A 25,047-nucleotide genomic window follows, 5' to 3' on the forward strand; every position below is an offset into this window, starting at 1 on the left:
GCGAAGAGGGCAGTACGGGCTTCAAACCAACCGTTGCCCCGACACCGCCGGGTGATACAGCGGTTGAACCTTGTTCCCGGCCGGGTCCAGCAGGTGGAAGCTGCGTGCGCCGTCACCATGGTTGAACGGCCGGTCGAGCAAGGTCACGCCATGAGCCTTGAAGTACTGGTACCAGGCTTCCAACTCCTCCACGCTGTCGACAATGAACCCGTAGTGATCCAGGGTCTGCAACCCGTTGGCCGCCCCTGCCCCACGCCCCAATGACAGGTTGTCGTTACCGCAGGTGAGGTACACCAGGTCCTCATTGGCGCGGTTCAGCACTTCCATGCCCAGCACATCGACGTAGAAACGCTCACATTCCTCAAGGTTGGGCACCAGCAGGGCGATATGGCGCAGGCCGTTCAGGCGGCCAGGACGGGCGGGCAATTCGGACATTGGCGAAGCTCCATTTTTGTATACAATTCATTATTGAATTTAAAACAAAAGGAGAGATTTGTGTATAGCCTGTTCATCAAGACCCGAGTGAAGCCTGGATGCGCCGAAGCTTTCCTCAGTGCAATCAAGGACAATGCTGCAGCCTCCGTGGCGAGTGAGCCAGGCTGCCTGGTGTTCGATGTGTCGCAGGACCGGGCCGACCCGGAGGTGATCTACCTGTACGAAATCTACCGCGATGATGCGGCGTATGACGCGCATACCCAGACCGCGCATTTTCGCGACAGCCGTCCATTGGTGGAGCCTCTGATCCTTGAGCAGGAATGCTTCGAAAGCGATGTGATCGCGCGCAACCCGGTGTATTGAGCGCAAGAAAAAGCCCTGGCACGGGCCAGGGCTTCGATGAAAGTGGCCAAATCCATTTGGCCGACGGGACATTCCTTATTCGGCTTTCAGGCCGTCAGACATTACGCTCTTGACGCCTTTGATGTTCTTGGTAATGCGCACCGCTTCTGCTTTCTGCGATTCGGTAACCTTCACATCAGAAGACAGCGAAACAACACCTTGGCTGGTCTCGACTTTGATGTCGCTGCCTGGGATGCCTTTTTCAGTCAGCAGATCAGCTTTGACCTTGGTAGTGATCCAAGTGTCGGAGCCTTCTTGCTTGGCGTTGTCGACGGTGTTGGCCGCCAACATGACTGGAGCCTGGGTTGGCTCAGCGGCGAATGCACCGTTAGCCATGGTCAGGGTCAGAGCGGTAGCAGTAGCGGCAGCAATGGCGAACTTCTTCATGTGGGTCACTCCTGTTTTTCGAAAGGTCTGCGCCGTATGTCCTGGCGTCAGGTATGAAGGTAGTTGCACGGGCTGTGCCAGCTTTGCTGCTTCTGTTATTTCCTTTTAAATCAATAAGTTAGCAAATATCTATCACTTCGGTGGTCGTGCATTTTGCAATCAGCGCGGTAAACCTGCATGCAAGATGCAAGTCCGCAAAAGGTTCCCGTCCCCATGAAAAAAGGGCCCCGAAGGGCCCTTTCTCTATAGCGTGACGGTCGCTTAGACGCCCGAGGCCTTGGCCGCAGCGACGTCCTTGATCGACAGCTTGATACGGCCGCGGTTGTCCACGTCCAGTACCAGCACTTCAACTTCCTGGCCTTCCTTGAGGATGTCGGTGACTTTCTCGACGCGAGCATCGCTCAGCATGGAGATGTGCACCAAACCGTCCTTGCCAGGCAGGATGTTGACGAAGGCGCCGAAGTCGACAATGCGCTCAACCTTGCCGACGTAGATCTTGCCGATCTCGGCCTCAGCGGTGATGCCCAGGATGCGCTGCTTGGCAGCATCCGCCGCTTCCTTGGTTTCGCCGAAGATCTTGATCGAGCCGTCGTCTTCGATGTCGATCGAAGCCTTGGTCTCTTCGCAGATGGCGCGAATGGTGGCGCCGCCTTTACCGATGACGTCGCGGATCTTGTCGGTGTCGATCTTCATCGCGATCATGGTCGGGGCGTTGGCCGACAGTTCGGTACGCGACTGGCCAATGACCTGGTTCATCTGGCCGAGGATGTTCAGGCGCGCTTCCAGGGCTTGGCCCAGGGCGATTTCCATGATCTCTTCGGTGATGCCGTTGATCTTGATGTCCATCTGTAGCGCGGTGACGCCCTTGGCGGTACCGGCTACCTTGAAGTCCATGTCGCCCAGGTGGTCTTCGTCACCCAGGATGTCAGTCAGGACTGCGAACTTCTCGCCTTCCTTGACCAGGCCCATGGCGATACCGGCAACCGGCGCCTTCATCGGCACACCGGCGTCCATCAGGGCCAGGGATGCACCGCAGACCGAAGCCATGGAACTGGAACCGTTGGATTCGGTGATTTCCGAAACCACGCGGATGGTGTACGGGAACACGTCAGCAGCAGGCAGCATGGCCTGAACCGAACGGCGGGCCAGACGGCCGTGGCCGATTTCGCGACGGCCGGCACCGCCCATGCGGCCACACTCACCTACCGAGAACGGTGGGAAGTTGTAGTGCAGCATGAAGGGGTCTTTCTTCTCGCCTTCGAGGGTGTCCAGCAGCTGGGCATCACGGGCAGTACCCAGGGTCGCAACGACCAGGGCCTGGGTTTCGCCACGGGTGAACAGTGCCGAACCGTGAGTTTTTGGCAGCACACCCACTTCGATGTTCAGCGGGCGTACAGTCTTGGTGTCGCGGCCGTCGATACGTGGCTTGCCGTTGACGATGTTTTCGCGAACGGTGCGGTATTCGATTTCGCCGAAGATCTCTTTTACTTCGGAAGCCGAAGGCTGGCCTTCTTCACCGGAGAACTTGGCAACCGCCTGGTCACGCAGCTCACCCAGACGCGCGTAGCGGTCGGCTTTGACGGTGATGGTGTAACCCTGCGAAACCGCTTCGCCGAACTCGGCGCGGATAGCATTGAACAGCTCGGTGTTGGCAACGGCAGGTTTCCAGTCCCAAGTCGGCTTGCCAGCTTCGGCAGCCAGCTCTTTGACAGCCTGGATAACAGCCTGGAATTCGTCGTGGGCGAACAGTACGGCACCCAGCATCTGGTCTTCGGTCAGCTCTTGAGCTTCCGATTCAACCATCAGTACAGCGTCGGAGGTACCGGCAACGACCATGTCCAGGCTCGAGGCAGCCAGTTGCTCGTAGGTCGGGTTCAGCAGGTAGCCAGTGCTTTCGTGGAAGGCAACGCGGGCAGCGCCGATCGGGCCTTCGAACGGAATGCCGGAAATGGCCAGGGCAGCCGAGGTACCGATCATCGCAGCGATGTCCGGGTCGGTCTTCTTGCTGGTGGAAACCACGGTGCAGACGACCTGCACTTCGTTCATGAAGCCTTCCGGGAACAGCGGACGGATCGGACGGTCGATCAGGCGCGAGGTCAGCGTCTCTTTCTCGGAAGGACGGCCTTCACGCTTGAAGAAGCCACCTGGGATCTTGCCAGCGGCGTAGGTCTTTTCCTGGTAGTGAACCGACAGCGGGAAGAAACCCTTGCCTGGATCAGCCTGTTTGGCGCCTACCACAGTCACCAGCACGGTGACGTCGTTGTCGACGGTAACCAGCACGGCGCCGGTTGCCTGACGGGCAATACGGCCCGTTTCGAGAGTGACGGTCGATTGACCGAACTGGAAAGTCTTGATTACCGGGTTCACGGTTTCCTACCTTTTTCAGTGGCTCTTGGGGGAACTGGTTTCTTGCGAATTCTTGGGCAGAACGGGGAATCGGCCCCATTGACCGTCCAGATACAACACGAGGCTGGGAGCCTGGCACCAAGCGGAAAAACCGCTCAGCATTGCCAGGCTGCCAACCTCGGAGATACGCGTGAAGTGCCCAACGGCAGCGCTGCAAAACAGCCCTGCCGAAGCCTGCGACACCCCACGCACACCACTGACCAGGCCGCTATTAGCGACGCAGGCCCAGGCGACCGATCAGGGCGCTGTAACGAGTGGTGTCTTTGCCCTTCAGGTAATCCAGCAGCTTACGACGCTGGTTGACCATACGGATCAGACCACGACGGGAGTGGTGGTCTTTGTCGTTGGCCTTGAAGTGGCCTTGCAGCTTGTTGATGTTGGCGGTCAGCAGAGCAACCTGCACTTCCGGGCTACCGGTATCGCCGGCGGCTTGCTGATATTCGGCAACGATCTGAGCTTTTTCTTCAACGCTGAGGGCCATGTGGCTTCTCCTGATAACGGATCCCGCATGCGGGGTCCAATAGGCCAGGGACAAATCCCTGTATTAATAAAAAAGGTGTGACCGTGCCTACTGACAGCCACCCTTGATGCCGTGGGGCTCGGCAACTGCCTGACCCCGCGGTTTCGGTCATTCCGACCGAATCAGCCGACGCGGCGCAATGCGCCCGTCTTCGCTCACTTCACCGATACCGATGAAGCGTGCATTGTGATCCTGTACCCGAACCATGCCAAATTGTGGCGCGTCCGGCGCGCGTACCGCCTGGCCATGCAGCCAGTAGAACGCACTGTGTTCCGACAGGCTGACCAACGGCCAGTCCTGCAGCCCGCTGTCCGATGGCATCAGGAAGCGGTCGAGCGCTTCGTTGCCACCTTCGGCATGGGCCTGTTCGAGTTCCTCGAGGGTGACCGTCTGTGCCAGCGCAAAGGGCCCTGCCTGGGTCCTGCGCAGCTCGGCGACATAGGCGCCGCAACCAAGGGCTTCACCGATATCCTCCACCAGCGTGCGGATATAGGTGCCTTTGCTGCATCCTACGCTCAGCCGTGCACGGGTGCCTTCGCACTCGAGCAACTCCAAGCGGTTAATAGTAACAGAACGCGCCTCGCGCTCCACTACCTCTCCTGCACGTGCCAGCTTGTACAACGGCTGGCCGTCACGCTTGAGCGCCGAGTACATAGGCGGTATCTGGCTGATCGGGCCGCGAAAACGTGGCAGCAGTGCCTCGATGTCGGCGCGACCAACGGTCACCTCGCGGGTCTGCAGCACCTCACCCTCGGCATCGCCGGTGTTGGTAGTCTGCCCCATCTGCATGACGGTTTCGTAGCCCTTGTCGGAATCCAGCAAGTACTGCGAAAACTTGGTCGCTTCACCGAAGCACAGCGGCAACACGCCGGTCGCCAGCGGGTCGAGGCTACCGGTATGGCCGGCCTTTTCCGCGTTCAGCAGCCAACGCACTTTCTGCAAGGCGGCATTGGAAGTGAAGCCCAGCGGCTTGTCGAGCAGGATGATGCCGCTGACATTGCGGCGGATACGTTTGACCTGGGCCACCGCTTACTCCTTGGTGTCCGACTCGTCGGCATCCTTGTGCAGGCGGTCTTCGGCCACTGCACGCTCGATCAGCGCCGACAGGTGCACACCACGGCTGACACTTTCATCGAAATGGAAGTGCAGCTGCGGCACGCTGCGCAGTTGCATCGAACGCCCCAGGTGCAGACGCAGGAAGCTGGCGGCGCTATTCAATGCCTTGAGCGACTGCTGCACGGCATCCGGGGTTTCCTCGCCCATGACAGTGATGAACACCTTGGCATGGCCCAGGTCACGGCTCACGTCCACGGCGGTGATAGTCACCAGACCGACACGCGGATCCTTGACTTCGCGACGGATCAGCTCGGCCAGCTCGCGCTGCATCTGATCGCCAATACGTTGGGTACGGCTATATTCTTTGGCCATTCTTGCTACCTGTAACTTAAAGCGGCAAACGCCCGGACAGACGAATGCCTGACCGGGCGCTACCTGAAGAGGTACCGCAAGCCGCCCTGTAGCAGGCGCTTGCGGCTCGCTCGCCCTTAAAGGGTACGAGCCACCTGGACTTTCTCGAAGACTTCGATCTTGTCGCCGACCTTGACGTCGTTGTAGCTCTTGACGCCAATACCGCACTCCATGCCCGAACGGACTTCGGAAGCATCGTCCTTGAAGCGACGCAGCGATTCCAGCTCGCCTTCGAAGATCACAACGTCATCACGCAGTACGCGAATCGGACGGTTGCGGTACACGGTACCCTCGATGACCATACAGCCAGCGATGGCGCCGAACTTCGGCGAACGGAACACGTCACGTACTTCGGCGACACCCAGGATGTTCTCGCGAACATCGCTGCCGAGCATGCCGGTCAGGGCCTTCTTGACGTCTTCGATGATGTCGTAGATCACGTTGTAATAACGCATATCCAGACCTTCCTGCTCGACGATCTTGCGCGCACCGGCATCGGCACGCACGTTGAAGCCGAACAGTACTGCATTCGAAGCCAGCGCCAGGTTGGCATCGCTCTCGGTGATACCACCGACGCCACCACCAATCACGCGCACTTGCACTTCGTCGTTGCCCAGGCCGCCGAGCGAACCCTGCAGCGCTTCCAGAGAACCACGCACATCGGTCTTGAGAACGATGTTGAGGGTTTTCTTCTCTTCCTGACCCATGGTCTCGAAGATGTTTTCCAGCTTGCCGGCGTGAGCACGGGCCAGCTTGACCTCGCGATACTTGCCTTGACGGAACAGGGCAACTTCACGGGCTTTCTTCTCGTCGGCAACCACGGACAGCTCGTCACCGGCTTCCGGAGTACCGTCCAGGCCGAGGATCTCGACCGGGATCGACGGGCCAGCTTCCTTCACAGGCTTGCCGTTCTCGTCGAGCATGGCGCGAACGCGGCCATAGTTGGAACCGCACAGGACCATGTCGCCCTGACGCAGGGTACCGTCCTGAACCAGGATGGTCGCCACCGGGCCACGGCCCTTGTCCAGGCGCGATTCGACGACCACACCACGACCTGGCGCGGTTGGGGTAGCGGTCAGTTCGAGGATCTCGGCCTGCAGCAGAACGGCTTCGAGCAGCTCGTCGACACCGGTACCCATCTTCGCCGAAACCTTGACGAACGGCGTGTCACCACCCCAGTCCTCAGAGGTAACGCCTTCGACGGACAGCTCGTTACGGATGCGATCGAGGTCAGCACCTGGCTTGTCGATCTTGTTCACCGCAACGACCAGCGGAACACCGGCTGCCTTGGCATGCTGAACGGCTTCGCGGGTTTGTGGCATCACACCGTCGTCCGCCGCCACCACCAGGATGACAATGTCGGTTGCCTTGGCACCACGGGCACGCATCTGGGTAAACGCAGCGTGACCTGGGGTATCGAGGAAGGTGACCATGCCGCGGTCGGTTTCCACGTGGTAGGCACCGATGTGCTGGGTGATACCACCGGCCTCGCCAGCGGCAACCTTGGCACGACGGATGTAGTCGAGCAGCGAGGTCTTACCATGGTCAACGTGACCCATGACGGTAACCACCGGCGCACGCGACTCGGTCTGGCCTTCGAACTTCAGCGATTCGGCCAGGGAGTCTTCCAGGGCGGTATCGCTGACCAGAGTGACCTTGTGGCCCAGCTCTTCGGCGATCAGCTGAGCGGTTTCCTGGTCGAGCACCTGGTTGATGGTAACCGGGGTCCCCATCTTGAACATGAACTTGACCACTTCAGCGCCCTTGACGGACATCTGGTTGGCCAGCTCGGAGACCGTGATGGTCTCGCCGATGGTCACGTCACGGATGACGGGGCCAGTCGGGTTCTGGAAGCCGTGCTGATTACGCTTTTTCAGCTTGCTCTTGCCACCACGACCACGACGAGCGCCATCGCTCTCTTCGTCGGTAGTGCGCGGAGCGGCACGCGGAGTCGGCGCCTTTTCCTTCTCCTTGACCTTGACCTTGATCGACACGCGAGGTGCCTCGCCACGACGACGGTCGTCATCACGGGTACGGCTTTCGTTGCGACGGGTCTCGTCTTTCTTGCGCTCGGCAGCACGGGCTGCGGCGTCTTCAGAGGCCGGGGCGTCTGCGACTACCGGGGCCGGAGCAGCGACCGGAGCAGCGGCAGGAGCCGGCTCTGGCTTGGCAGCAGGCGCAGGGGCGGCGGCTGCGGAGCCGGCGGCCTGACGGCGAGCCTGCTCTTCGTTGCGCTGGCGAACTTCGGCCTCGACCTTGTCGCGAGCGGCATTTTCAGCCGCGCGGCGCTCATCCAGCTCACGCTTCTGCTCAGCCTGGATTTCTTCAGGGCTGCGCTGAACGAAAACTTTCTTCTTGCGTACTTCTACGCTGATGCTCTTGCTACCGGCGACACGCAGGGTGCTGGTGGTTTTGCGCTGCAAGGTAATCTTGCGCGGCTCTTCCGCCTTGCTCTTGTGGCTGCTTTTCAAATGAGTCAGCAAGGTCTGCTTCTCATTGTCGGTCACTACCTGACCGGCGTCGGTGTGCGGCAGACCTGCCTCACGCATCTGCTGCAGCAGGCGCTCTACCGGTGCCTCGACCTCTTGGGCCAGTTCTTTCACCGTGACTTGCGTCATGCACTTCTCTCCTCAGGCCGCGCCTAATTACTCGAACCAGTGGGCTCGGGCGGCCATGATCAACTTGCCGGCACGCTCTTCGTCGATGCCGTCGATGTCGAGCAGATCGTCGATCGACTGCTCGGCCAGGTCTTCGCGGTTAACCACGCCGCGCACCGCCAGTTCAGCCGCCAGGTCTTTGTCCATGCCCTCAAGGGAGAGCAGGTCTTCGGCCGGGTGGGCGTCTGCCAGTTTTTCTTCGGTAGCGATGGCCTTGGTCAACAAACGGTCCTTGGCTCGAGCGCGGAGCTCATTGACGATGTCTTCGTCAAAGCCATCGATGTTGAGCATTTCTTCCAACGGTACGTAGGCAATTTCTTCAAGGCTGGTGAAGCCTTCGTCGACCAGCACTTGGGCCAGCTCCTCGTCGACTTCCAGTTCCTCGATGAAATTGCGCAGGATGTCACCGGTTTCGGCCTGTTGCTTGGCCTGGATGTCCTTCTCGGTCATCACGTTCAGGGTCCAGCCGGTCAACTGACTGGCCAGGCGAACGTTCTGACCGCCACGGCCAATGGCCTGGGCCAGGTTGTCCTCGGCGACGGCGATGTCCATGGCATGGGCATCTTCATCAACGATGATCGCCGCGACTTCAGCCGGCGACATGGCGTTGATGACGAACTGCGCCGGGTTATCGTCCCACAGGACGATATCCACACGCTCACCACCCAACTCCCCGGATACGGCCTGGACGCGCGAACCACGCATGCCGATACAGGCACCTTGCGGATCGATACGCTTGTCCTTGGAGCGGACGGCAATCTTGGCTCGCGAACCCGGATCACGGGAAGCAGCCATGACTTCGATGAGGCCCTCGGCAATTTCCGGCACTTCAATGCGGAAAAGCTCGATCAGCATCTGCGGCGCGGTGCGCGACAGAATCAGCTGTGGGCCACGGTTTTCGGTGCGAATTTCCTTGAGCAGCGCACGCAGGCGCACGCCAACACGGAAGGTTTCGCGCGGAATGATGTCTTCGCGAGCCAACAAGGCCTCGGCGTTGTTGCCCAGGTCAACGATGACGTTGTCGCGGGTAACCTTTTTCACGGTACCGGAGATGATCTCGCCAACGCGCTCACGGTAGGCATCGACCACCTGGGCACGCTCGGCCTCACGGACCTTCTGCACGATGACCTGCTTGGCGGTCTGGGCGGCAATACGACCGAACTCGATGGACTCGATCTTCTCTTCGATCACGTCACCAACCTTGGCTTCAGGGTGGGTGTCCTTGATCTTGTCCAGCCAGGTCTCGATCGCCGGATCATCAAGATCGGCTTCGTCGACCACGGTCCAGCGACGGAAAGTCTCGTAGCTACCGGTGTGGCGGTTGATTTCCACACGTAGGTCGACTTCGTCTTCAAAACGTTTTTTGGTTGCAGTGGCCAGGGCCACTTCCAGCGCTTCGAAAATGACGCCGGGCGGTACACCTTTTTCGTTGGATACCGATTCAACAACCAGCAGTACTTCTTTGCTCATCGTACGCCTCGCCTTGCGCAAGCCATTGGGCCCGGATAGTCCGCCGGGCCCGGCACGTCTCAGTCAAAACTGGGAATAATATTGGCCTTGTCGATCGAGTCGATCGGTAACAGGAACTCCTGGTTGTCCACTTGGACCACCACATCCTGCTCCTCCACACCGCGGAGAAGGCCCTGGAAGTTACGACGACCCTCGAAGGGTGAGCGCAGCTTGATCTTCACTTGTTCGCCGGCATGCGAGGCAAACTGTTCCAGCGTGAACAGTGGGCGATCCATGCCTGGAGAAGACACCTCGAGGGTGTACTCACTGCTGATTGGATCTTCCACATCGAGGATTGCGCTGGCCTGACGGCTGACTGCTTCGCAGTCGTCCACCAGAATACCGCCTTCCTTGTCGATGTAGATGCGCAGTACCGAATGCTTACCCTGGGAAACGTATTCGATCCCCCAGCACTGATAGCCCAGACCCTCGACAACCGGGGCCAACAAGGCCTGCAACTGTTCTAGCTTGCTCGACACCTGAACCCCCTCGTGCATGCTGTGCAAATAAAAAATGGGCGAAGCGCCCATCCCTGAAAGCGCCGTAGGACAACGACGCCGAAACTGTTCGGTTAGCAAAAAGCCCCTGAAAAGGGGCTCCGCTGAAGCTGGTTGCGGGGGCTGGATTTGAACCAACGACCTTCGGGTTATGAGCCCGACGAGCTACCAAGCTGCTCCACCCCGCGACAAAGCTGGGGCAAAAGTATAAGACCGAACCCTGTTGAGGGTCAAATCCAAACATTCACCTACAAGAAAGCCCGCTAAAGCGGGCTCTCAAGCTTTAATTGGTACCGAGAAGGGGACTCGAACCCCTACACCCTATGGGCACAACCACCTCAAGGTTGCGTGTCTACCAATTCCACCACCTCGGCAATACTACTACTTGAAACCCGTTACTTCTGCTCTTGAGCCGGAGGAGGTACATCACCCGTATTATTGGTGGTTTCGCTCTTCTGCTGTTGGAGCACCGGTACATCATCATTAACTGCCGGTTTTTGCGGCTCTTTCACTTCTAGCACTGCTGGATCTGGAAGACCTGCTTGGCTAAGCTGGTGAGCTTGTTGCTTCGCGAAGTATCCTAACCCAAGTGCTGTCAAAAAGAAAGTGGCAGCGAGTATAGCAGTTAATTTACTTAGGAACGTTGCAGAGCCTTGGCTCCCGAACACGGTGTTTGAGGCCCCCGCGCCGAAAGATGCACCTGCTTCAGCACCTTTACCCTGTTGCAACAGAACCAGCACTACAAGCGACAGCGCTGCCAACAGATGAAAAACAACGATGACTGTTTCCAGCATTTGTTCAGTTTCCTGCGGCGCGACAAATTGCACCGAATTCGTCTGCGTTCAGGGAAGCCCCACCAATGAGACCCCCATCGATATCCGGCATGCCGAACAGTTCGGCCGCATTGGCCGCCTTCACGCTGCCGCCGTATAGCAACTGCACCTTCGCAGCCACTTCAGCATCTTCTGCCGCCAACTGGCCGCGGATGGCGGCATGCACATCCTGGGCCTGCTGTGGCGTGGCCGTAAGGCCCGTACCGATGGCCCATACAGGCTCATAGGCAATTACTGCATCGGCAAAAGCCTTAACACCGAATGCTTCGATGATACTGCTTAGTTGACGCCCGACAACTTCGAGCGTCTTGCCAGCCTCGCGCTCCTCAAGGGTTTCCCCTATGCAAAGCACTGGCTTCAAGCCTTTGGCCTGGGCTGCTGCAAACTTGCGATTGAGCACTTCGTCGGTTTCACCAATAATCTGGCGACGCTCCGAATGGCCAATCAACACCAACTTGCAACCTGCTTCAACCAGCTGCTCGGGAGCAACTTCCCCGGTCAGCGCACCCTGTTCGGGTTGTACAGCAGAATTCTGTGCGCCGACAGTAATTTCTTTACCTGCCAGGCCATCAATCACCTGATTGATGAACAAGGCCGGTGGAAATACGGCGACTTCCACTCCGCTCGGCAAGGCGAGATTACTCAAGCCTTTGGTCAGCTCAGCGACGCTAGCGCGGGTACCGTGCATTTTCCAGTTACCAGCTACCATAGGGCGACGCATGCTTTACCTCGTCGGTCAAAGTGGGCGCAGATCTTACCCAACCAGATCTGCGCTGGCAAGCGCCTTCAGACACAAACTTCGCCGACCAGTTTGGCCAGCGCTTCAGCATGGGCCCGCACCTGGCTTTCGTCCTCGCCCTCAACCATGACCCGCACCAGCGGCTCGGTACCGGACTTGCGCAACAGCACACGACCCCGCCCCGCCAGCGCTTCGGTAACCTTGGCACTGGCTTCCTTGACGGCGGGGTGCTCCAGCGGGTCGACCTTGCTGGCGCCAAAGCGCACATTGATCAGCACCTGCGGGCACTTGCGCAGGGCCTGACGGGCCTGGGCCAGGGTTTCGCCCCGGCGCTTGAGCGCCATCAACACCTGCAGCGCGGCAATGATCGCGTCGCCCGTTGTGGTGTGGTTGCAGCACACGACGTGACCGGAGTTTTCACCGCCGACCAGCCATTCACGCTCCAACAGCTCGGCCATGACGTAACGGTCGCCGACCTTGGCCCGCACAAACGGGATGTCCAGGTCCTTGAGCGCCAGCTCCAGGCCCAGGTTACTCATCAGCGTGCCGACCACCCCGCCTTGCAGCTTGCCATGTTCCTGCAGGTCGCGAGCAATGATGAACAGCAGCTCGTCACCGTCGACGATGGCGCCCGTGTGGTCGACCATCAGCACGCGATCGCCGTCACCGTCAAAGGCAATGCCGAGATCGGCATGCCCGACCAGTACAGCGGCCTGCAGCGATTCGATGTGTGTCGAGCCGCAACCTTCGTTGATGTTCAGGCCGTCCGGTTGCGCATGCAGCACGGTCACGTCGGCACCCAGCTCACGGAATACGCTGGGCGCAACCTTGTAGGTAGCACCATGGGCGCAGTCGACCACCAGCTTGAGGCCGTCGAAGCTGGTGCTGCTCGGCACGCTGCTCTTGCAGAATTCGATGTAGCGGCCGGCGGCATCGTTGATACGCGAAACCTTGCCCAGCTTGCCCGACTCGACAACGGTCATCGGTTGGTCGAGCAGCTCTTCGATCATCAGCTCGACCTCGTCCGGCAGCTTGGTGCCCTGGCCCGAGAAGAACTTGATGCCGTTGTCATCGTGCGGGTTGTGCGAGGCACTGATGACGATGCCGGCTTCGGCGTGGAAGGTACGCGTGAGGTAAGCGATGGCCGGTGTCGGCATCGGCCCGAGCAGCATCACATCGGCACCTGCCGCGGAAAGCCCGGCTTCCAGTGCGGACTCGAACATGTAGCCGGAGATACGCGTGTCCTTGCCCACCAGCACGCGGCAATGGCCCTGCTTGCGGAAGGCCATGCCGGCCGCCCAGCCAAGCTTCAGCATGAAGTCAGGCGTGATCGGGTATTCGCCGACGCGGCCACGAATGCCGTCGGTACCAAAGTATTTTCTGCTCATAGGGACTCCAATGTTCTTATTCGGCGTTTTGCACCGCAGCGATCATGCGTACCACATCAACGGTTTCGGCCACGTCATGTACCCGAAGGATGCTCGCCCCTTTGGTCATGGCCAACGCCGCCAGCGCAAGGCTGCCGTACAAGCGCTCGCCGACCGGACGTTCCAGCGTCAGGCCGATCATGCTCTTTCGTGAAACGCCCACCAGCAGTGGGCGCCCAAGGCGATAGAGCGCTTCCATGTGCTTGAACAGGCTCAGATTGTGCGCCAGTGTCTTGGCGAAACCGAAGCCCGGGTCAAGGATGATTCTATCAGCGTCGATGCCTGCTGCTGCGCAGGCGGCCATCCGCTGTTCAAGATAACGGGCGACGTCGGCGGTCACGTCCTGGTACTGCGGATCGTCCTGCATGTTGCCTGGCTCGCCACGCATGTGCATGAGGCACACCGGCAGACCTGTATCCGCCGCAGCGTCCAGGGCGCCATCGCGCTCCAGGGCCCGCACGTCGTTGATCAGCCCGGCCCCCAGGCGCGCGGCTTCACGCATGACAGCAGGCGTGGAGGTATCGACCGAAATGACCACGTCGAGGCGACTGTTGATGGCCTCGACCATTGGCGCCACACGCTCCAGCTCCTCGGTCACCGAGACTGCACGCGCACCCGGGCGCGTGGACTCGCCACCGATATCGATCAGCGTTGCGCCGGCGGCAACCATCGCTTCGGCGTGGCGCAGGGCCTCGTCGCGCTGACTGAAGCGACCGCCATCGGAGAAGGAATCGGGGGTGATATTGAGAATACCCATGACATGGGTATGCGACAAATCAAGAACCCGGCTGCCGCAAGGCAACCGGGTGGGGTACTGCACTGAGCTCATAGATGCCCTTAGTGTTCAGCCGCTGGGCCGCCGATTGGCGATTCCGGACGCTCATCCTGGGCCGCAGGCGTGCCCGAGTGCTTGTCATCGTCCCAATCACGTGGCTCACGTGGTGTGCGCCCAGCCATGATGTCGTCAATCTGATCGGCATCGATGGTCTCGTACTTCATCAGCGCTTCGGTCATCGCCTCGAGCTTGTCGCGGTTGTCGATCAGCAACTGCTTGGCAGTGGCATAGCACTGATCGATGATGCTGCGCACCTCGGAGTCGATCAATTTGGCAGTCTCGCCGGACACGCTGGCATGCTGGCTACCGGCACTGCGGCCGAGGAACACCTCGCCCTCTTCCTCTGCATACATCAGCGGGCCGAGCTTCTCGGACAGGCCCCATTTGGTCACCATGTTACGAGCGAGCTGGCTGGCGCGCATGATGTCGTTGGACGCGCCAGTGGTCACGCCATCGAAGCCCAAGGTCATCTCCTCGGCGATACGGCCGCCATACAGCGAGCAGATCTGGCTGATCAGCGCACGCTTGGAGAGGCTGTAGCGGTCTTCTTCCGGCAGGAACATGGTCACACCCAAGGCACGACCACGCGGGATGATCGAAACCTTGTAGACCGGGTCGTGCTCAGGCACCAGGCGACCTACAATGGCGTGGCCAGCCTCGTGATAAGCCGTGTTTCTCTTTTCCTTTTCGGACATGACCATGGTCTTGCGCTCGGCGCCCATCATGATCTTGTCCTTGGCCAGCTCGAACTCTTTCATTTCGACCAGGCGCTTGTTGGAACGCGCGGCAAACAGCGAAGCCTCGTTGACCAGGTTGGCCAGGTCGGCGCCGGAGAAGCCTGGGGTACCCCGCGCGATGACCGCCGGGTTGACGTTCTCGCCGATCGGCACCTTGCGCATGTGCACCTTGAGGATCTGCTCGCGACCACGAATGTCCGGCAGGCCAACCACCACCTGGCGGTCGAAGCGGCCGGGGCGCAGCAGCGCAGGGTCGAGCACATCCGGACGGTTGGTGGCGGCGATGACGATGATGCCATCGTTCATCTCGAAGCCGTCCATCTCCACCAGCAACTGGTTGAGGGTTTGCTCACGCTCGTCGTGACCGCCGCCCATGCCGGCGCCACGATGGCGACCAACGGCGTCGATTTCGTCGATGAAGATGATGCACGGGGCATGCTTCTTGGCCTGTTCGAACATGTCGCGCACACGGCTGGCACCGACACCCACGAACATTTCCACGAAGTCCGAACCGGAAATGGTGAAGAACGGTACTTTCGCCTCGCCCGCGATGGCCTTGGCCAGCAGGGTCTTACCGGTACCGGGTGGGCCGACCATCAGCACACCGCGCGGGATACGGCCGCCCAGGCGCTGGAACTTGCCCGGATCACGCAGGAACTCGACCAGCTCGCCAACCTCTTCCTTGGCCTCGTCGCATCCCGCAACGTCAGCCAGCGTGGTCTTGACCTGGTCTTCGGACAGCAGGCGTGCCTTGCTCTTGCCGAAGCTCATCGGCCCGCCTTTGCCGCCCGCGCCCCCTTGCATCTGGCGCATGAAGAACATGAACACGGCAATGATCACCAGGATCGGGAAGCTTGCCACCAGCAACTGCGTCCAGATGCTCTGTTGCTCAGGCTGCTTGCCTTCGACGACCACGTGGTTGTCGACCAGATCGCCGATCAGGCCATTGTCGGTGATGGCCGGGCGCACAGTCTTGAAGTTGTCGCCATCGGTGCGCTTGCCAGTAATGATGTAGCCATCGACGGTCACACGCTCGACCTTGCCATCCTTGACCTGCTGGATGAAGTCGGAGTAGTTGAGGGTCTGCGGCTCGTTAGGGCTGGAGAAGTTGTTCATCACTGTCACCAGGACAGCTGCGATGATCAACCACAGGATCAGATTCTTTGCCATGTCGTTCAATTAGCTACCCTCTGAGGCCGGCGCACGACGCAGCCGTGCCTCGCATGATATTCATCGCCCTAACTTACTACATTACCTACGCAGCCGCAGGCACCGTCTGTAACCCTTTGTGAAAGCTAGACTACACGAAGTTCGGACGATCCTGACGCAGTGGCCGATTGGAATTAACTATCGACCACCCCGCTTCACACCTTTCATTACCCTTTGAAGCCCCTGCCCAACAGGTATTGCTCGCGGGAACGGTCCCGTGACGACGATGGCTTGCGCATTTGCACCTTGTCGAACTTGCTGCGCACGTCCTTCAGGTACACGTCAAAACCTTCGCCCTGAAAAATCTTGATCAGGAAGTCGCCCCCGGGCTTGAGTACGCGGGTCGCCAGATCGAGGGCCAGCTCGCAGAGGAACATGGCACGCGGAATGTCCACCGCGGGCGTACCACTCATATTGGGGGCCATGTCGGAAATCACAAGGTCTACATGCGAATCGCCCACCGCTTCGAGAATGCGCTGCAGCACTTCGTCGTGGGTGAAGTCACCCTGAATGAAGGTCACGTCGGCGATCGAGTCCATTTCCAGAATGTCGGAAGCGATCAGGCGACCCTGGCCACCAATCAGACGACTGGTCACCTGAGACCAGCCACCAGGGGCCGCGCCGAGGTCGATCACGCTCATGCCTGGGCGGATAAGGCGGTCCTTCTCCTGGATCTCCAGCAGTTTGTAGCTCGCACGCGAGCGATACCCATCCTTCTGCGCCTGCTTCACAAAAGGGTCGTTGAAATGCTCTCGCAGCCAGTTTGCGCTGCTTTTGGAACGTTGTACCACGGGGCACCTCGATGATATGCGTCGTGATTGACTGGGCGGAGCCGGTGGCCCTCGGGTAAAATGCCGGTCAATTTTACAGAATCAGACGGAAAGGGTCAGATTATGCCGCTCAATAACGAGCAGAAGAAGCAATACAAGTCCATTGGTCATGACCTGAAGCCGGTCCTGATCGTTGCTGGCAACGGTTTGAATGAAGGCGTGATCGCCGAACTGGAGCGCGCTCTGGTCGACCATGAGCTGATCAAGGTCGAAATTCGCTCGGAAGACCGCGAAGAACGCGCCGAGACCATCGCCGAGCTGTGCAAGGCCGGCCGTGCCGAGCTGGTGCAGACCATCGGCAAGAAAGCCCTGATCTACCGCAAGAACCCACAGCCGAACAAGCAGCTGTCCAACATCCACCGTTACAAGTAACGGTAGCTCCGATCAGTGGCGCGGTGAACGCGCCCTGACCGGTACCGGCTGGGCCACCAGCACGATGCCGGAAAAGCCCAGCACCAGGAAGCAGAACATCTGCCAGCGCTCGCCCACGGAAATACCGTAGCGCAAGGTGTAATACCCCACGCAGGCACCGAAGCCGAGCAACAGCATCTGGCCGCGGAACTGCCGCCACCAGGCCGCCAGGCCGTCCACCCTCGCCAGCACTGCCAGCTGGGTCAACAAGCCAAGCAACGCCACGCCGATCAACCAGCGGTCGATCTGCCCGGCGATATCCTGCACCAGCAGCGGGGCCAGGCCACTGACCTTGAGCGCAGGCACCAGCCCGACATGGAACACCCACAGGCCACCGACCCAGAAAACCTGGGCCAGTTGCCAGAGGATCCCCTCGAGGGACGGCGCCCGCAGGCGTCGGTCAGATGTGCTTGACTTCGACAATCTCGTACTCGACCGTGCCACTAGGCGTCTTGACGACGACAGTATCACCTTCTTCCTTGCCGATGATGGCACGGGCAATGGGTGCGCCGCTCGACAGCTTGCCCTGCTTCACGTCAGCTTCATCCTCGCCAACGATCTGGTAGGTCACCTCTTCATCGGTTTCGGTGTTGGCCAGTACCACGGTGGTACCGAAAATCACCTTGCCGGTGTGAGGGATGGTGGTCACATCGATGACCACCGAATTCTGCAGACGGCCTTCGATATCACGGATACGCGCTTCGACCATGCCCTGCTCCTCACGGGCGGCATGGTATTCGGCGTTTTCCTTGAGGTCACCCAGCTCACGCGCTTCACCAATGGCCTGACTCAGGCGCGGGCGCTCGGTCTTGCTCAGGAACAGGTGCTCTTCTTCCAGGGCGCGAGCGCCCTGGACGGTCATCGGGTATTTGGTAATGCTCATGCTTTCAGTCCTGCATGCAGATCCTGCAAGCGACGAACGGTCTTTTCCGGACCGAATTTCAGCGCTTCGCAGATGGCTTCACCAGCCGCAATGGTAGTGGTGCAGTAAATCTTGTGCTGCAGCGCATTGCGACGAATCGAGTAGGAGTCGGCGATCGACTGGCGACCTTCGGTGGTATTGATGATCAGCGACACTTCGTCGTTCTTGATCATGTCGACCACGTGCGGGCGACCTTCGGTCACTTTGTTCACACGGCGCACTTTCAGGCCAGCCGCCTCGATAACCTTGGCGGTGCCGGCAGTGGCAACCACTTCGAAGCCCAGGGCGATCAGGTCGCGGGCAACGCCGGCCACTTGAGGCTTGTCGTCGTCGCGCACGCTGATGAACGCGGTACCGCCAGTCGGCAGCACTTCGCTGGCACCCATCTGGGCTTTGGCGAAGGCTTCACCGAAGCTGTCACCGACACCCATGACTTCACCGGTCGATTTCATCTCAGGGCCGAGGATCGGGTCAACCCCTGGGAACTTGGCGAACGGGAAGACGGCTTCCTTCACGCTGTAGAAGTTCGGGATGATTTCCTGGGTGAAGCCCAGCTCTTTCAGGGTTTTACCCGCCATGACACGGGCTGCGATCATCGCCAGGGACGTGCCGATGCACTTGGACACGAACGGTACGGTACGCGAGGCACGCGGGTTGACTTCGATCACGTAGATCTTGTCGCCCTGCAGGGCCAGCTGCACGTTCATCAGGCCGACTACGCCCAGCTCCAGCGCCATTTTCTTGACCTGAACGCGGACTTCGTCCTGCACTTCCTTGCTCAGCGAGTAAGGTGGCAGCGAGCACGCCGAGTCGCCGGAGTGTACGCCAGCCTGCTCGATGTGCTGCATGATCGCGCCGATGACCACGTCGGTGCCGTCGCACACCGCATCCACGTCCATCTCGATGGCGCAGTTGAGGAAGTGGTCGAGCAGTACCGGGCTGTCGTTCGACACTTGTACCGCTTCACGCAGGTAGCGCTTGAGCTCGTCCAGCTCGTAGACGATCTCCATGGCACGGCCGCCCAGCACGTAGGACGGACGCACGACCAGCGGGTAGCCGATGCTGCCGGCAGCACGGATGGCTTCTTCTTCGCTGCGCACGGTGGCGTTTGGCGGCTGCAGCAGGCTCAGGCGCTGAACCATCTGCTGGAAGCGCTCGCGGTCTTCGGCGCGGTCGATGGCGTCAGGGCTGGTACCGATGATCGGCACGCCAGCTTCTTCCAGAGCACGGGCCAGCTTCAGCGGGGTCTGGCCGCCGTAGTGAACGATCACGCCCTTCGGCTTCTCGACGCGGCAGACTTCCAGCACGTCTTCCAGGGTCAACGGCTCGAAGTACAGGCGGTCGGAAGTGTCGTAGTCGGTGGAGACGGTTTCCGGGTTGCAGTTGACCATGATGGTCTCGTAACCGTCTTCACGCAGCGCCAGGGCGGCGTGTACGCAGCAGTAGTCGAACTCGATACCTTGGCCGATACGGTTCGGGCCGCCACCCAGGATCATGATCTTGTCGCGGGTCGACGGATTGGCCTCGCACTCTTCCTCGTAGGTGGAGTACAGGTAGGCGGTGTCGGTGGCGAACTCGGCGGCGCAGGTGTCGACGCGCTTGTACACCGGGAACACTTCCAGCTTGTGGCGGTGGCGACGCAGGTTCTTGTCGGTGATACCCAGCAGTACTGCCAGGCGCTGGTCCGAGAAGCCCTTGCGCTTGAGGCGCAGCATGTAGTCCTTGTCGATTGCCGACAGGGCCAAGGTCTTGACCTTCTCTTCTTCCTTGATCAGGTCTTCCATCTGCACCAGGAACCACATGTCGATGCCGGTCAGATTGAAGATTTCTTCGCAGGTCATGCCCGAACGCATGGCGTCAGCCACGTACCAGATACGCTCTGCACCCGGCACGGTCAGTTCGCGCTTGAGGATGCTGGCGGCTTCCGGGCTGGCCAGGTCGACTTTCGGGTCGAGGCCGCAGGCGCCGACTTCCAGGCCGCGCAGGGCTTTCTGCAGGGATTCCTGGAAAGTACGGCCGATGGCCATGACTTCACCCACGGATTTCATCTGGGTGGTCAGGCGGGCGTCGGCTTTCGGGAATTTCTCGAAGGCGAAGCGTGGCAGCTTGGTGACGACGTAGTCGATCGACGGCTCGAAGGACGCCGGGGTGCGACCGCCGGTGATGTCGTTCTGCAGCTCGTCGAGGGTATAACCAATGGCCAGCTTGGCGGCGATCTTGGCGATCGGGAAGCCGGTGGCCTTGGAAGCCAGGGCGGACGAACGCGACACGCGCGGGTTCATCTCGATGACGACCATGCGGCCGGTGTTCGGGCAAATGCCGAACTGGACGTTGGAACCGCCGGTTTCCACACCGATTTCACGCAGCACCGCCAGCGAGGCGTTGCGCATGATCTGGTATTCCTTGTCGGTCAGGGTCTGTGCCGGGGCAACAGTGATCGAGTCACCGGTGTGCACACCCATCGGGTCGAAGTTTTCGATCGAGCAGACGATGATGCAGTTGTCCTTCTTGTCGCGGACCACCTCCATCTCGTATTCCTTCCAGCCGATCAGCGATTCGTCGATCAGCAGCTCTTTGGTCGGCGACAGGTCCAGACCACGGGTGCAGATTTCTTCGAACTCTTCACGGTTGTAAGCGATACCGCCGCCGGTGCCGCCCATGGTGAACGACGGGCGAATGATGCACGGGAAGCCGAGCTTCTCGAGGACCGCATTGGCCTCTTCCATGCTGTGGGCGATACCGGAGCGCGGGCACTCCAGGCCGATGTCCTTCATGGCCTTGTCGAAGCGCGAACGGTCTTCGGCCTTGTCGATGGTGTCAGCGTTGGCACCGATCATCTCCACGCCGAACTTCTCCAGAACGCCGTGGCGCTCCAGGTCCAGGGCGCAGTTCAGGGCGGTCTGGCCACCCATGGTCGGCAGCACGGCGTCCGGGCGCTCTTTCTCGATGATCTTGGCCACCGATTGCCACTTGATCGGCTCGATGTAGGTGGCGTCGGCCATGGCCGGGTCGGTCATGATGGTGGCTGGGTTGGAGTTCACCAGGATGACGCGGAAACCTTCCTCGCGCAGGGCTTTACAGGCCTGGGCGCCGGAGTAGTCGAATTCGCAGGCCTGGCCGATCACGATCGGGCCAGCGCCGAGAATCAGGATGCTTTTGATGTCTGTACGTTTTGGCATGGTGGTCACTCAAATCCGGGGTCAGTCGGCAAGCCGCTTTGAACAATCTGGGTCAGGCGCTGCCGGGCGCGGCGTGTGCCGGCCCGGGGCCTTGAAGCAGGATGCTCAGCGGCGCTTGGCCATGGCATCGGTGAAACGATCGAACAGAGGCGCGACGTCGGTCGGGCCCGGGCTCGCTTCAGGGTGGCCCTGGAAGCTGAACGCGCTCTTGTCGGTACGCTCGATACCCTGCAGGGTGCCGTCGAACAGCGACTTGTGAATGGCGCGAACGTTACCCGGCAGGGTCGCCTCGTCAACGGCGAAGCCGTGGTTCTGGCTGGTGATCATGACCACACCGGTATCCAGGTCCTGGACCGGGTGGTTGGCACCGTGGTGGCCGTGGCCCATTTTCACGGTCTTGGCGCCGGAAGCCAGGGCCAGCAGCTGGTGGCCGAGGCAGATGCCGAATACCGGAATCTCGGTTTCGAGGATTTCCTTGATCGCCTGGATCGCGTAGTCGCACGGCTCGGGGTCACCAGGGCCGTTGGACAGGAACACGCCGTCCGGGTTGAGTGCCAGCACTTCGCTGGCCGGGGTCTGGGCTGGTACCACGGTCACGCGGCAGCCGCGGGCCACCAGCATGCGCAGGATGTTCAGCTTGACGCCATAGTCGAAGGCAACCACGTGGTACGGCAGGTCGGCAGCGTCGATGGTCGGGTGGCTGTCGGTTTTCAGCTCCCACACACTGGAGCGCCACTCGTAACGTTCCTTGGTGGAGACGACCTTGGCCAGGTCCATGCCCTTCAGGCCCGGGAAGCCGCGGGCAGCAGCGATGGCAGCTTCTTCGCTGATGTTGTCACCCGCCAGAATGCAGCCGTTCTGGGCGCCCTTTTCACGCAGGATACGGGTCAGGCGACGGGTGTCGATGCCGGCGATGGCGACGACGTTGTTGGCCTTGAGGTACTCAGGCAGCGACTGGGTGTTACGCCAGTTGCTGGCCAGCAGCGGCAGGTCACGGATGACCAGGCCAGCGGACCAGACGCGGTTCGACTCGGCGTCTTCCGGGGTAGTACCGGTGTTGCCGATGTGCGGGTAGGTCAGGGTAACGATTTGCTGCGCGTAGGAAGGGTCTGTAAGGATTTCCTGGTAGCCGGTCATAGCGGTGTTGAATACCACCTCACCAACGGTCTGACCGTCGGCACCGATGGCTTCACCGCGGAAAATACTGCCGTCGGCAAGGGCGAGTATGGCTGGCTTTGTCAAGAAGACCTCCCGTAAATCAAGCATGAAAGGGCGATCGCAGGTTGCAAAAAAGCGGAGTGACGTATGGACACGTCACCCCGCTTTCATGTGCTGAATTCAATTCGCTGCGCGCTTTTAGTGGACACACTAAAGCTGTAGCTTACAGAAAAGTGTGTTTTCGGTCTACCGTGGATGTGTCTCTAAAACACATCAATGCGACAGACTGACATCTGTGTTGGCTTCTACGCGGGCTGGTGCGCTTCCACAGGGATCGCACCCGCCCAAGAGCAACGCCGCACCTGTGGGAGCGGGCAAGCCCGCGAAGAAGCCCACACCACACTCACGGCTTAACGCAGCTCAAGCACATCCTGCATGTCGTACAGCCCCGGCTCGCGCCCATCCAGCCACAGCGCCGCACGCACGGCACCCTTGGCGAAGGTCATGCGGCTGGAGGCCTTGTGGGTGATTTCCAGGCGCTCGCCTTCGGCAGCGAACAACACGGTGTGATCGCCCACCACATCGCCGGCACGCACGGTGGCGAAACCGATGGTTTTGCGATCACGCGCGCCGGTTTGCCCTTCACGGCCATACACGGCCACTTCCTGCAGATCACGGCCCAGCGCATTGGCAACCACTTCACCCATGCGCAGTGCAGTACCCGACGGCGCATCGACCTTGTGCCGGTGGTGCGCCTCGATGATTTCGATATCGACATCATCGCCCAGCACCCGCGCAGCCATATCCAGCAGCTTGAGGCTAAGGTTGACACCCACGCTGAAGTTGGCGGCGAACACGATTGGAATGTCCTTGCCGGCCTCCGCCAACAACTGCTTCTCTTCGACTGTAAAACCGGTCGTGCCGATGATCATCGCCTTGCCATGCTTGCGGCAGAACGCGAGGTTTTTCAGGGTCACCGAGGGGTGAGTGAAATCGATCAGCACATCGAACTCGTCAGCAACCTTGGCCAGGTCGTCGGACAACAGCACGCCAATTCGGCCAAGTGCCGCCAGTTCTCCGGCATCAGCCCCGACCAACGAGCTGTCAGGGCGATCGATCGCCGCAGTCAGCCCCGCGCCCGGGGTTTGTTGCACGGCTTCGATGAGGGTTTTGCCCATCCGCCCCGCCGCGCCCATCACTGCAATACGTCGCATAACCTGTTCCTTGTCAGAGATCGCCAAAGAAGCGCTTCACACCATCGAACCAGCCGCTGGCCTTGGGCGAGTGGGAACTGTCACCTTCCAGCGAATCACGCAGCTCTTCGAGCAGCTCGCGCTGACGGCGACTGAGATTGACCGGGGTTTCTACGGCCACACGGCACAGCAGGTCACCCGCACCACCGCCACGCACCGGGGCAACGCCCTTGCCACGCAGACGGAACTGCTTGCCGGTCTGGGTGCCTTCCGGAATCTTCAGCTTCACGCGACCATCCAGGGTCGGCACTTCCAGCTCGCCACCCAAGGCAGCATCGGTGTAGCTGATCGGCACTTCACAGTACAAATGCTTGCCGTCGCGCTGGAAAATCTCGTGCTCACGCACGCTGATCACCACGTACAGGTCGCCAGTCGGGCCACCATGAGTACCGGCCTCGCCCTCACCCGACAGACGAATGCGGTCGCCGGTATCGACACCTGCCGGCACTTTGACCGACAGCGTCTTGTATTCCTCGACACGACCTTCACCATGGCACGAAGTGCACGGGTCGGTGATGATCTTGCCTTGGCCATGGCAGCGCGGGCAGGTCTGCTGCACCGAGAAGAAGCCTTGCTGCATGCGCACCTGGCCGATGCCGCCACAGGTCGGGCAGGTCGACGGGGTCGAACCCTTCTTGGCACCGGAACCGTCGCAAGGCTTGCAGTTGACCAGGGTGGGCACGCGGATACTGACCGTGGTGCCACGCACCGCTTCTTCCAGGTTCAGCTCCAGGGTGTAGCGCAGGTCGCTGCCGCGCTGGGCACCGCCTCGACCGCCACCGCGACCACCGCCGCCGAAGAAGTCGCTGAACACATCGCCGAAGATGTCGGAGAAGTTGGCACCACCAAAGCCGGCACCACCGCCACCCATGCTTGGGTCGACACCTGCATGGCCATACTGGTCGAAGGCCGCACGCTTGCTAGCGTCCGACAGCACTTCGTAGGCCTCGTTGGCCTCCTTGAACTTGTCTTCCGATTCTTTATCGCCCGGGTTGCGGTCCGGGTGGTACTTCATCGCCAAACGGCGGTAAGCCTTCTTGAGGTCCGCTTCAGTGGCGCCGCGCTCGACACCCAGGACCTCATAATAATCACGCTTGGACATAGGTCATTTGCACCTTGTTGGGCGTGTGGCATCTGCGCCACGCCATCAGCACCCGCGTGCGGCCCTCAAGAGCCGCTGACAGATGCTGTAAAAATTCTCGAATTCCAGATACGCCAACGCGGGAGCAAGCCC

Annotated in this window: 23 protein-coding genes and 2 tRNA genes; 2 read left to right on the top strand and 23 right to left on the bottom strand. The window is 60.4% G+C overall.

Annotated features, from left to right (window positions below):
• Positions 1–21: 21 nt before the first annotated feature.
• On the bottom strand, positions 22–435 hold the full coding sequence (locus ACI7M0_RS22765; RefSeq protein ID WP_010955354.1) for a VOC family protein: 414 nt from the start codon (positions 433–435) through the stop codon (positions 22–24).
• A gap of 60 nt (positions 436–495) precedes the next feature.
• On the opposite strand from ACI7M0_RS22765, the gene ACI7M0_RS22770 reads away from it, so the two are divergent.
• Positions 496–798 carry a putative quinol monooxygenase gene (locus ACI7M0_RS22770; RefSeq protein WP_064493342.1) on the top strand — a complete coding sequence of 101 codons (303 nt, stop codon included), beginning with the start codon at positions 496–498 and terminating at the stop codon, positions 796–798.
• Positions 799–873: 75 nt separating this feature from the next.
• Here ACI7M0_RS22770 and ACI7M0_RS22775 read toward each other — a convergent pair whose 3' ends face one another.
• The 16 genes from ACI7M0_RS22775 to rlmE all read right to left on the bottom strand — a co-directional run bounded on the left by ACI7M0_RS22775 (position 874) and on the right by rlmE (position 16,851).
• Positions 874–1,224, bottom strand: coding sequence for a BON domain-containing protein (locus tag ACI7M0_RS22775; protein ID WP_003249976.1), 351 nt, complete (start codon positions 1,222–1,224; stop codon positions 874–876).
• Positions 1,225–1,485: 261 nt separating this feature from the next.
• Positions 1,486–3,591 carry a polyribonucleotide nucleotidyltransferase gene (gene pnp / locus ACI7M0_RS22780; protein WP_129932210.1) on the bottom strand — a complete coding sequence of 702 codons (2,106 nt, stop codon included), beginning with the start codon at positions 3,589–3,591 and terminating at the stop codon, positions 1,486–1,488.
• A gap of 250 nt (positions 3,592–3,841) precedes the next feature.
• Positions 3,842–4,111: a 30S ribosomal protein S15 gene (rpsO, locus tag ACI7M0_RS22785; RefSeq protein WP_003249971.1), complete on the bottom strand. Its 270-nt coding sequence runs from the start codon at positions 4,109–4,111 to the stop codon at positions 3,842–3,844.
• 147 nt (positions 4,112–4,258) lie between these two features.
• Positions 4,259–5,176 carry a tRNA pseudouridine(55) synthase TruB gene (gene truB / locus ACI7M0_RS22790; RefSeq protein WP_104962587.1) on the bottom strand — a complete coding sequence of 306 codons (918 nt, stop codon included), beginning with the start codon at positions 5,174–5,176 and terminating at the stop codon, positions 4,259–4,261.
• A gap of 3 nt (positions 5,177–5,179) precedes the next feature.
• Entirely contained in the window at positions 5,180–5,578 is a 399-nt protein-coding gene (rbfA, locus tag ACI7M0_RS22795) for a 30S ribosome-binding factor RbfA (protein WP_003249967.1), read from the bottom strand.
• A gap of 116 nt (positions 5,579–5,694) precedes the next feature.
• Positions 5,695–8,235, bottom strand: a complete 2,541-nt coding sequence (infB, locus tag ACI7M0_RS22800; RefSeq protein WP_003249965.1) for a translation initiation factor IF-2 — start codon at positions 8,233–8,235, stop codon at positions 5,695–5,697.
• Positions 8,236–8,262: 27 nt separating this feature from the next.
• Positions 8,263–9,744, bottom strand: a complete 1,482-nt coding sequence (gene nusA / locus ACI7M0_RS22805; protein ID WP_003249963.1) for a transcription termination factor NusA — start codon at positions 9,742–9,744, stop codon at positions 8,263–8,265.
• 59 nt (positions 9,745–9,803) lie between these two features.
• A complete protein-coding gene (rimP, locus tag ACI7M0_RS22810) occupies positions 9,804–10,262 on the bottom strand; it encodes a ribosome maturation factor RimP (RefSeq protein ID WP_003249960.1) in 459 nt (152 codons plus the stop codon).
• A gap of 129 nt (positions 10,263–10,391) precedes the next feature.
• Positions 10,392–10,468, bottom strand: a tRNA-Met gene (locus ACI7M0_RS22815).
• Between the two features lie 100 nt (positions 10,469–10,568).
• Positions 10,569–10,654, bottom strand: a tRNA-Leu gene (locus tag ACI7M0_RS22820).
• 21 nt (positions 10,655–10,675) lie between these two features.
• Complete coding sequence (secG, locus tag ACI7M0_RS22825) at positions 10,676–11,074, bottom strand: preprotein translocase subunit SecG (RefSeq protein WP_020193781.1); 399 nt, start codon at positions 11,072–11,074, stop codon at positions 10,676–10,678.
• Positions 11,075–11,078: 4 nt separating this feature from the next.
• A complete protein-coding gene (gene tpiA / locus ACI7M0_RS22830) occupies positions 11,079–11,834 on the bottom strand; it encodes a triose-phosphate isomerase (RefSeq protein WP_003249956.1) in 756 nt (251 codons plus the stop codon).
• A gap of 65 nt (positions 11,835–11,899) precedes the next feature.
• Positions 11,900–13,240, bottom strand: coding sequence for a phosphoglucosamine mutase (glmM, locus tag ACI7M0_RS22835; RefSeq protein WP_014592408.1), 1,341 nt, complete (start codon positions 13,238–13,240; stop codon positions 11,900–11,902).
• Positions 13,241–13,256: 16 nt separating this feature from the next.
• Complete coding sequence (folP, locus tag ACI7M0_RS22840; protein WP_129932209.1) at positions 13,257–14,108, bottom strand: dihydropteroate synthase; 852 nt, start codon at positions 14,106–14,108, stop codon at positions 13,257–13,259.
• A gap of 8 nt (positions 14,109–14,116) precedes the next feature.
• Complete coding sequence (ftsH, locus tag ACI7M0_RS22845; protein WP_012053749.1) at positions 14,117–16,021, bottom strand: ATP-dependent zinc metalloprotease FtsH; 1,905 nt, start codon at positions 16,019–16,021, stop codon at positions 14,117–14,119.
• A gap of 206 nt (positions 16,022–16,227) precedes the next feature.
• Positions 16,228–16,851, bottom strand: coding sequence for a 23S rRNA (uridine(2552)-2'-O)-methyltransferase RlmE (gene rlmE, locus ACI7M0_RS22850; protein WP_003249947.1), 624 nt, complete (start codon positions 16,849–16,851; stop codon positions 16,228–16,230).
• 102 nt (positions 16,852–16,953) lie between these two features.
• Here rlmE and yhbY point away from each other — a divergent pair, with 102 nt between their 5' ends.
• Positions 16,954–17,262: a ribosome assembly RNA-binding protein YhbY gene (gene yhbY, locus ACI7M0_RS22855; RefSeq protein ID WP_003249945.1), complete on the top strand. Its 309-nt coding sequence runs from the start codon at positions 16,954–16,956 to the stop codon at positions 17,260–17,262.
• A 12-nt stretch (positions 17,263–17,274) separates the two neighbouring features.
• Here the strand turns inward: yhbY and ACI7M0_RS22860 are convergent, their stop codons facing one another.
• The 6 genes from ACI7M0_RS22860 to dnaJ all read right to left on the bottom strand — a co-directional run bounded on the left by ACI7M0_RS22860 (position 17,275) and on the right by dnaJ (position 24,915).
• Positions 17,275–17,724: a hypothetical protein gene (locus ACI7M0_RS22860; RefSeq protein WP_012053750.1), complete on the bottom strand. Its 450-nt coding sequence runs from the start codon at positions 17,722–17,724 to the stop codon at positions 17,275–17,277.
• Entirely contained in the window at positions 17,702–18,178 is a 477-nt protein-coding gene (gene greA, locus ACI7M0_RS22865) for a transcription elongation factor GreA (protein ID WP_024717413.1), read from the bottom strand. The genes ACI7M0_RS22860 and greA overlap by 23 nt, the downstream gene beginning before the upstream one ends.
• 2 nt (positions 18,179–18,180) lie before the next feature.
• On the bottom strand, positions 18,181–21,402 hold the full coding sequence (gene carB, locus ACI7M0_RS22870; protein WP_010955363.1) for a carbamoyl-phosphate synthase large subunit: 3,222 nt from the start codon (positions 21,400–21,402) through the stop codon (positions 18,181–18,183).
• A 105-nt stretch (positions 21,403–21,507) separates the two neighbouring features.
• Complete coding sequence (gene carA, locus ACI7M0_RS22875; RefSeq protein ID WP_003249935.1) at positions 21,508–22,644, bottom strand: glutamine-hydrolyzing carbamoyl-phosphate synthase small subunit; 1,137 nt, start codon at positions 22,642–22,644, stop codon at positions 21,508–21,510.
• A 326-nt stretch (positions 22,645–22,970) separates the two neighbouring features.
• Entirely contained in the window at positions 22,971–23,774 is an 804-nt protein-coding gene (dapB, locus tag ACI7M0_RS22880) for a 4-hydroxy-tetrahydrodipicolinate reductase (RefSeq protein ID WP_003249933.1), read from the bottom strand.
• 13 nt (positions 23,775–23,787) lie between these two features.
• Complete coding sequence (gene dnaJ / locus ACI7M0_RS22885; RefSeq protein WP_020193785.1) at positions 23,788–24,915, bottom strand: molecular chaperone DnaJ; 1,128 nt, start codon at positions 24,913–24,915, stop codon at positions 23,788–23,790.
• Positions 24,916–25,047 lie beyond the last annotated feature (132 nt).

The organism is Pseudomonas sp. 10(2024), from assembly GCF_045164175.1.
GTDB lineage: Bacteria > Pseudomonadota > Gammaproteobacteria > Pseudomonadales > Pseudomonadaceae > Aquipseudomonas > Aquipseudomonas alloputida.

Excerpts from the sequence above, each read along its gene's own strand:
- ACI7M0_RS22765 (WP_010955354.1), bottom strand. The coding sequence starts at position 435 with ATGTCCGAATTGCCCGCCCGTCCTGGCCGCCTGAACGGCCTGCGCCAT.
- ACI7M0_RS22775 (WP_003249976.1), bottom strand. The coding sequence starts at position 1,224 with ATGAAGAAGTTCGCCATTGCTGCCGCTACTGCTACCGCTCTGACCCTG.
- rpsO (WP_003249971.1), bottom strand. The coding sequence starts at position 4,111 with ATGGCCCTCAGCGTTGAAGAAAAAGCTCAGATCGTTGCCGAATATCAG.
- rbfA (WP_003249967.1), bottom strand. The coding sequence starts at position 5,578 with ATGGCCAAAGAATATAGCCGTACCCAACGTATTGGCGATCAGATGCAG.
- infB (WP_003249965.1), bottom strand. The coding sequence starts at position 8,235 with ATGACGCAAGTCACGGTGAAAGAACTGGCCCAAGAGGTCGAGGCACCG.
- nusA (WP_003249963.1), bottom strand. The coding sequence starts at position 9,744 with ATGAGCAAAGAAGTACTGCTGGTTGTTGAATCGGTATCCAACGAAAAA.
- secG (WP_020193781.1), bottom strand. The coding sequence starts at position 11,074 with ATGCTGGAAACAGTCATCGTTGTTTTTCATCTGTTGGCAGCGCTGTCG.
- tpiA (WP_003249956.1), bottom strand. The coding sequence starts at position 11,834 with ATGCGTCGCCCTATGGTAGCTGGTAACTGGAAAATGCACGGTACCCGC.
- glmM (WP_014592408.1), bottom strand. The coding sequence starts at position 13,240 with ATGAGCAGAAAATACTTTGGTACCGACGGCATTCGTGGCCGCGTCGGC.
- folP (WP_129932209.1), bottom strand. The coding sequence starts at position 14,108 with ATGAGCTCAGTGCAGTACCCCACCCGGTTGCCTTGCGGCAGCCGGGTT.
- ftsH (WP_012053749.1), bottom strand. The coding sequence starts at position 16,021 with ATGGCAAAGAATCTGATCCTGTGGTTGATCATCGCAGCTGTCCTGGTG.
- yhbY (WP_003249945.1), top strand. The coding sequence starts at position 16,954 with ATGCCGCTCAATAACGAGCAGAAGAAGCAATACAAGTCCATTGGTCAT.
- carB (WP_010955363.1), bottom strand. The coding sequence starts at position 21,402 with ATGCCAAAACGTACAGACATCAAAAGCATCCTGATTCTCGGCGCTGGC.
- dapB (WP_003249933.1), bottom strand. The coding sequence starts at position 23,774 with ATGCGACGTATTGCAGTGATGGGCGCGGCGGGGCGGATGGGCAAAACC.
- dnaJ (WP_020193785.1), bottom strand. The coding sequence starts at position 24,915 with ATGTCCAAGCGTGATTATTATGAGGTCCTGGGTGTCGAGCGCGGCGCC.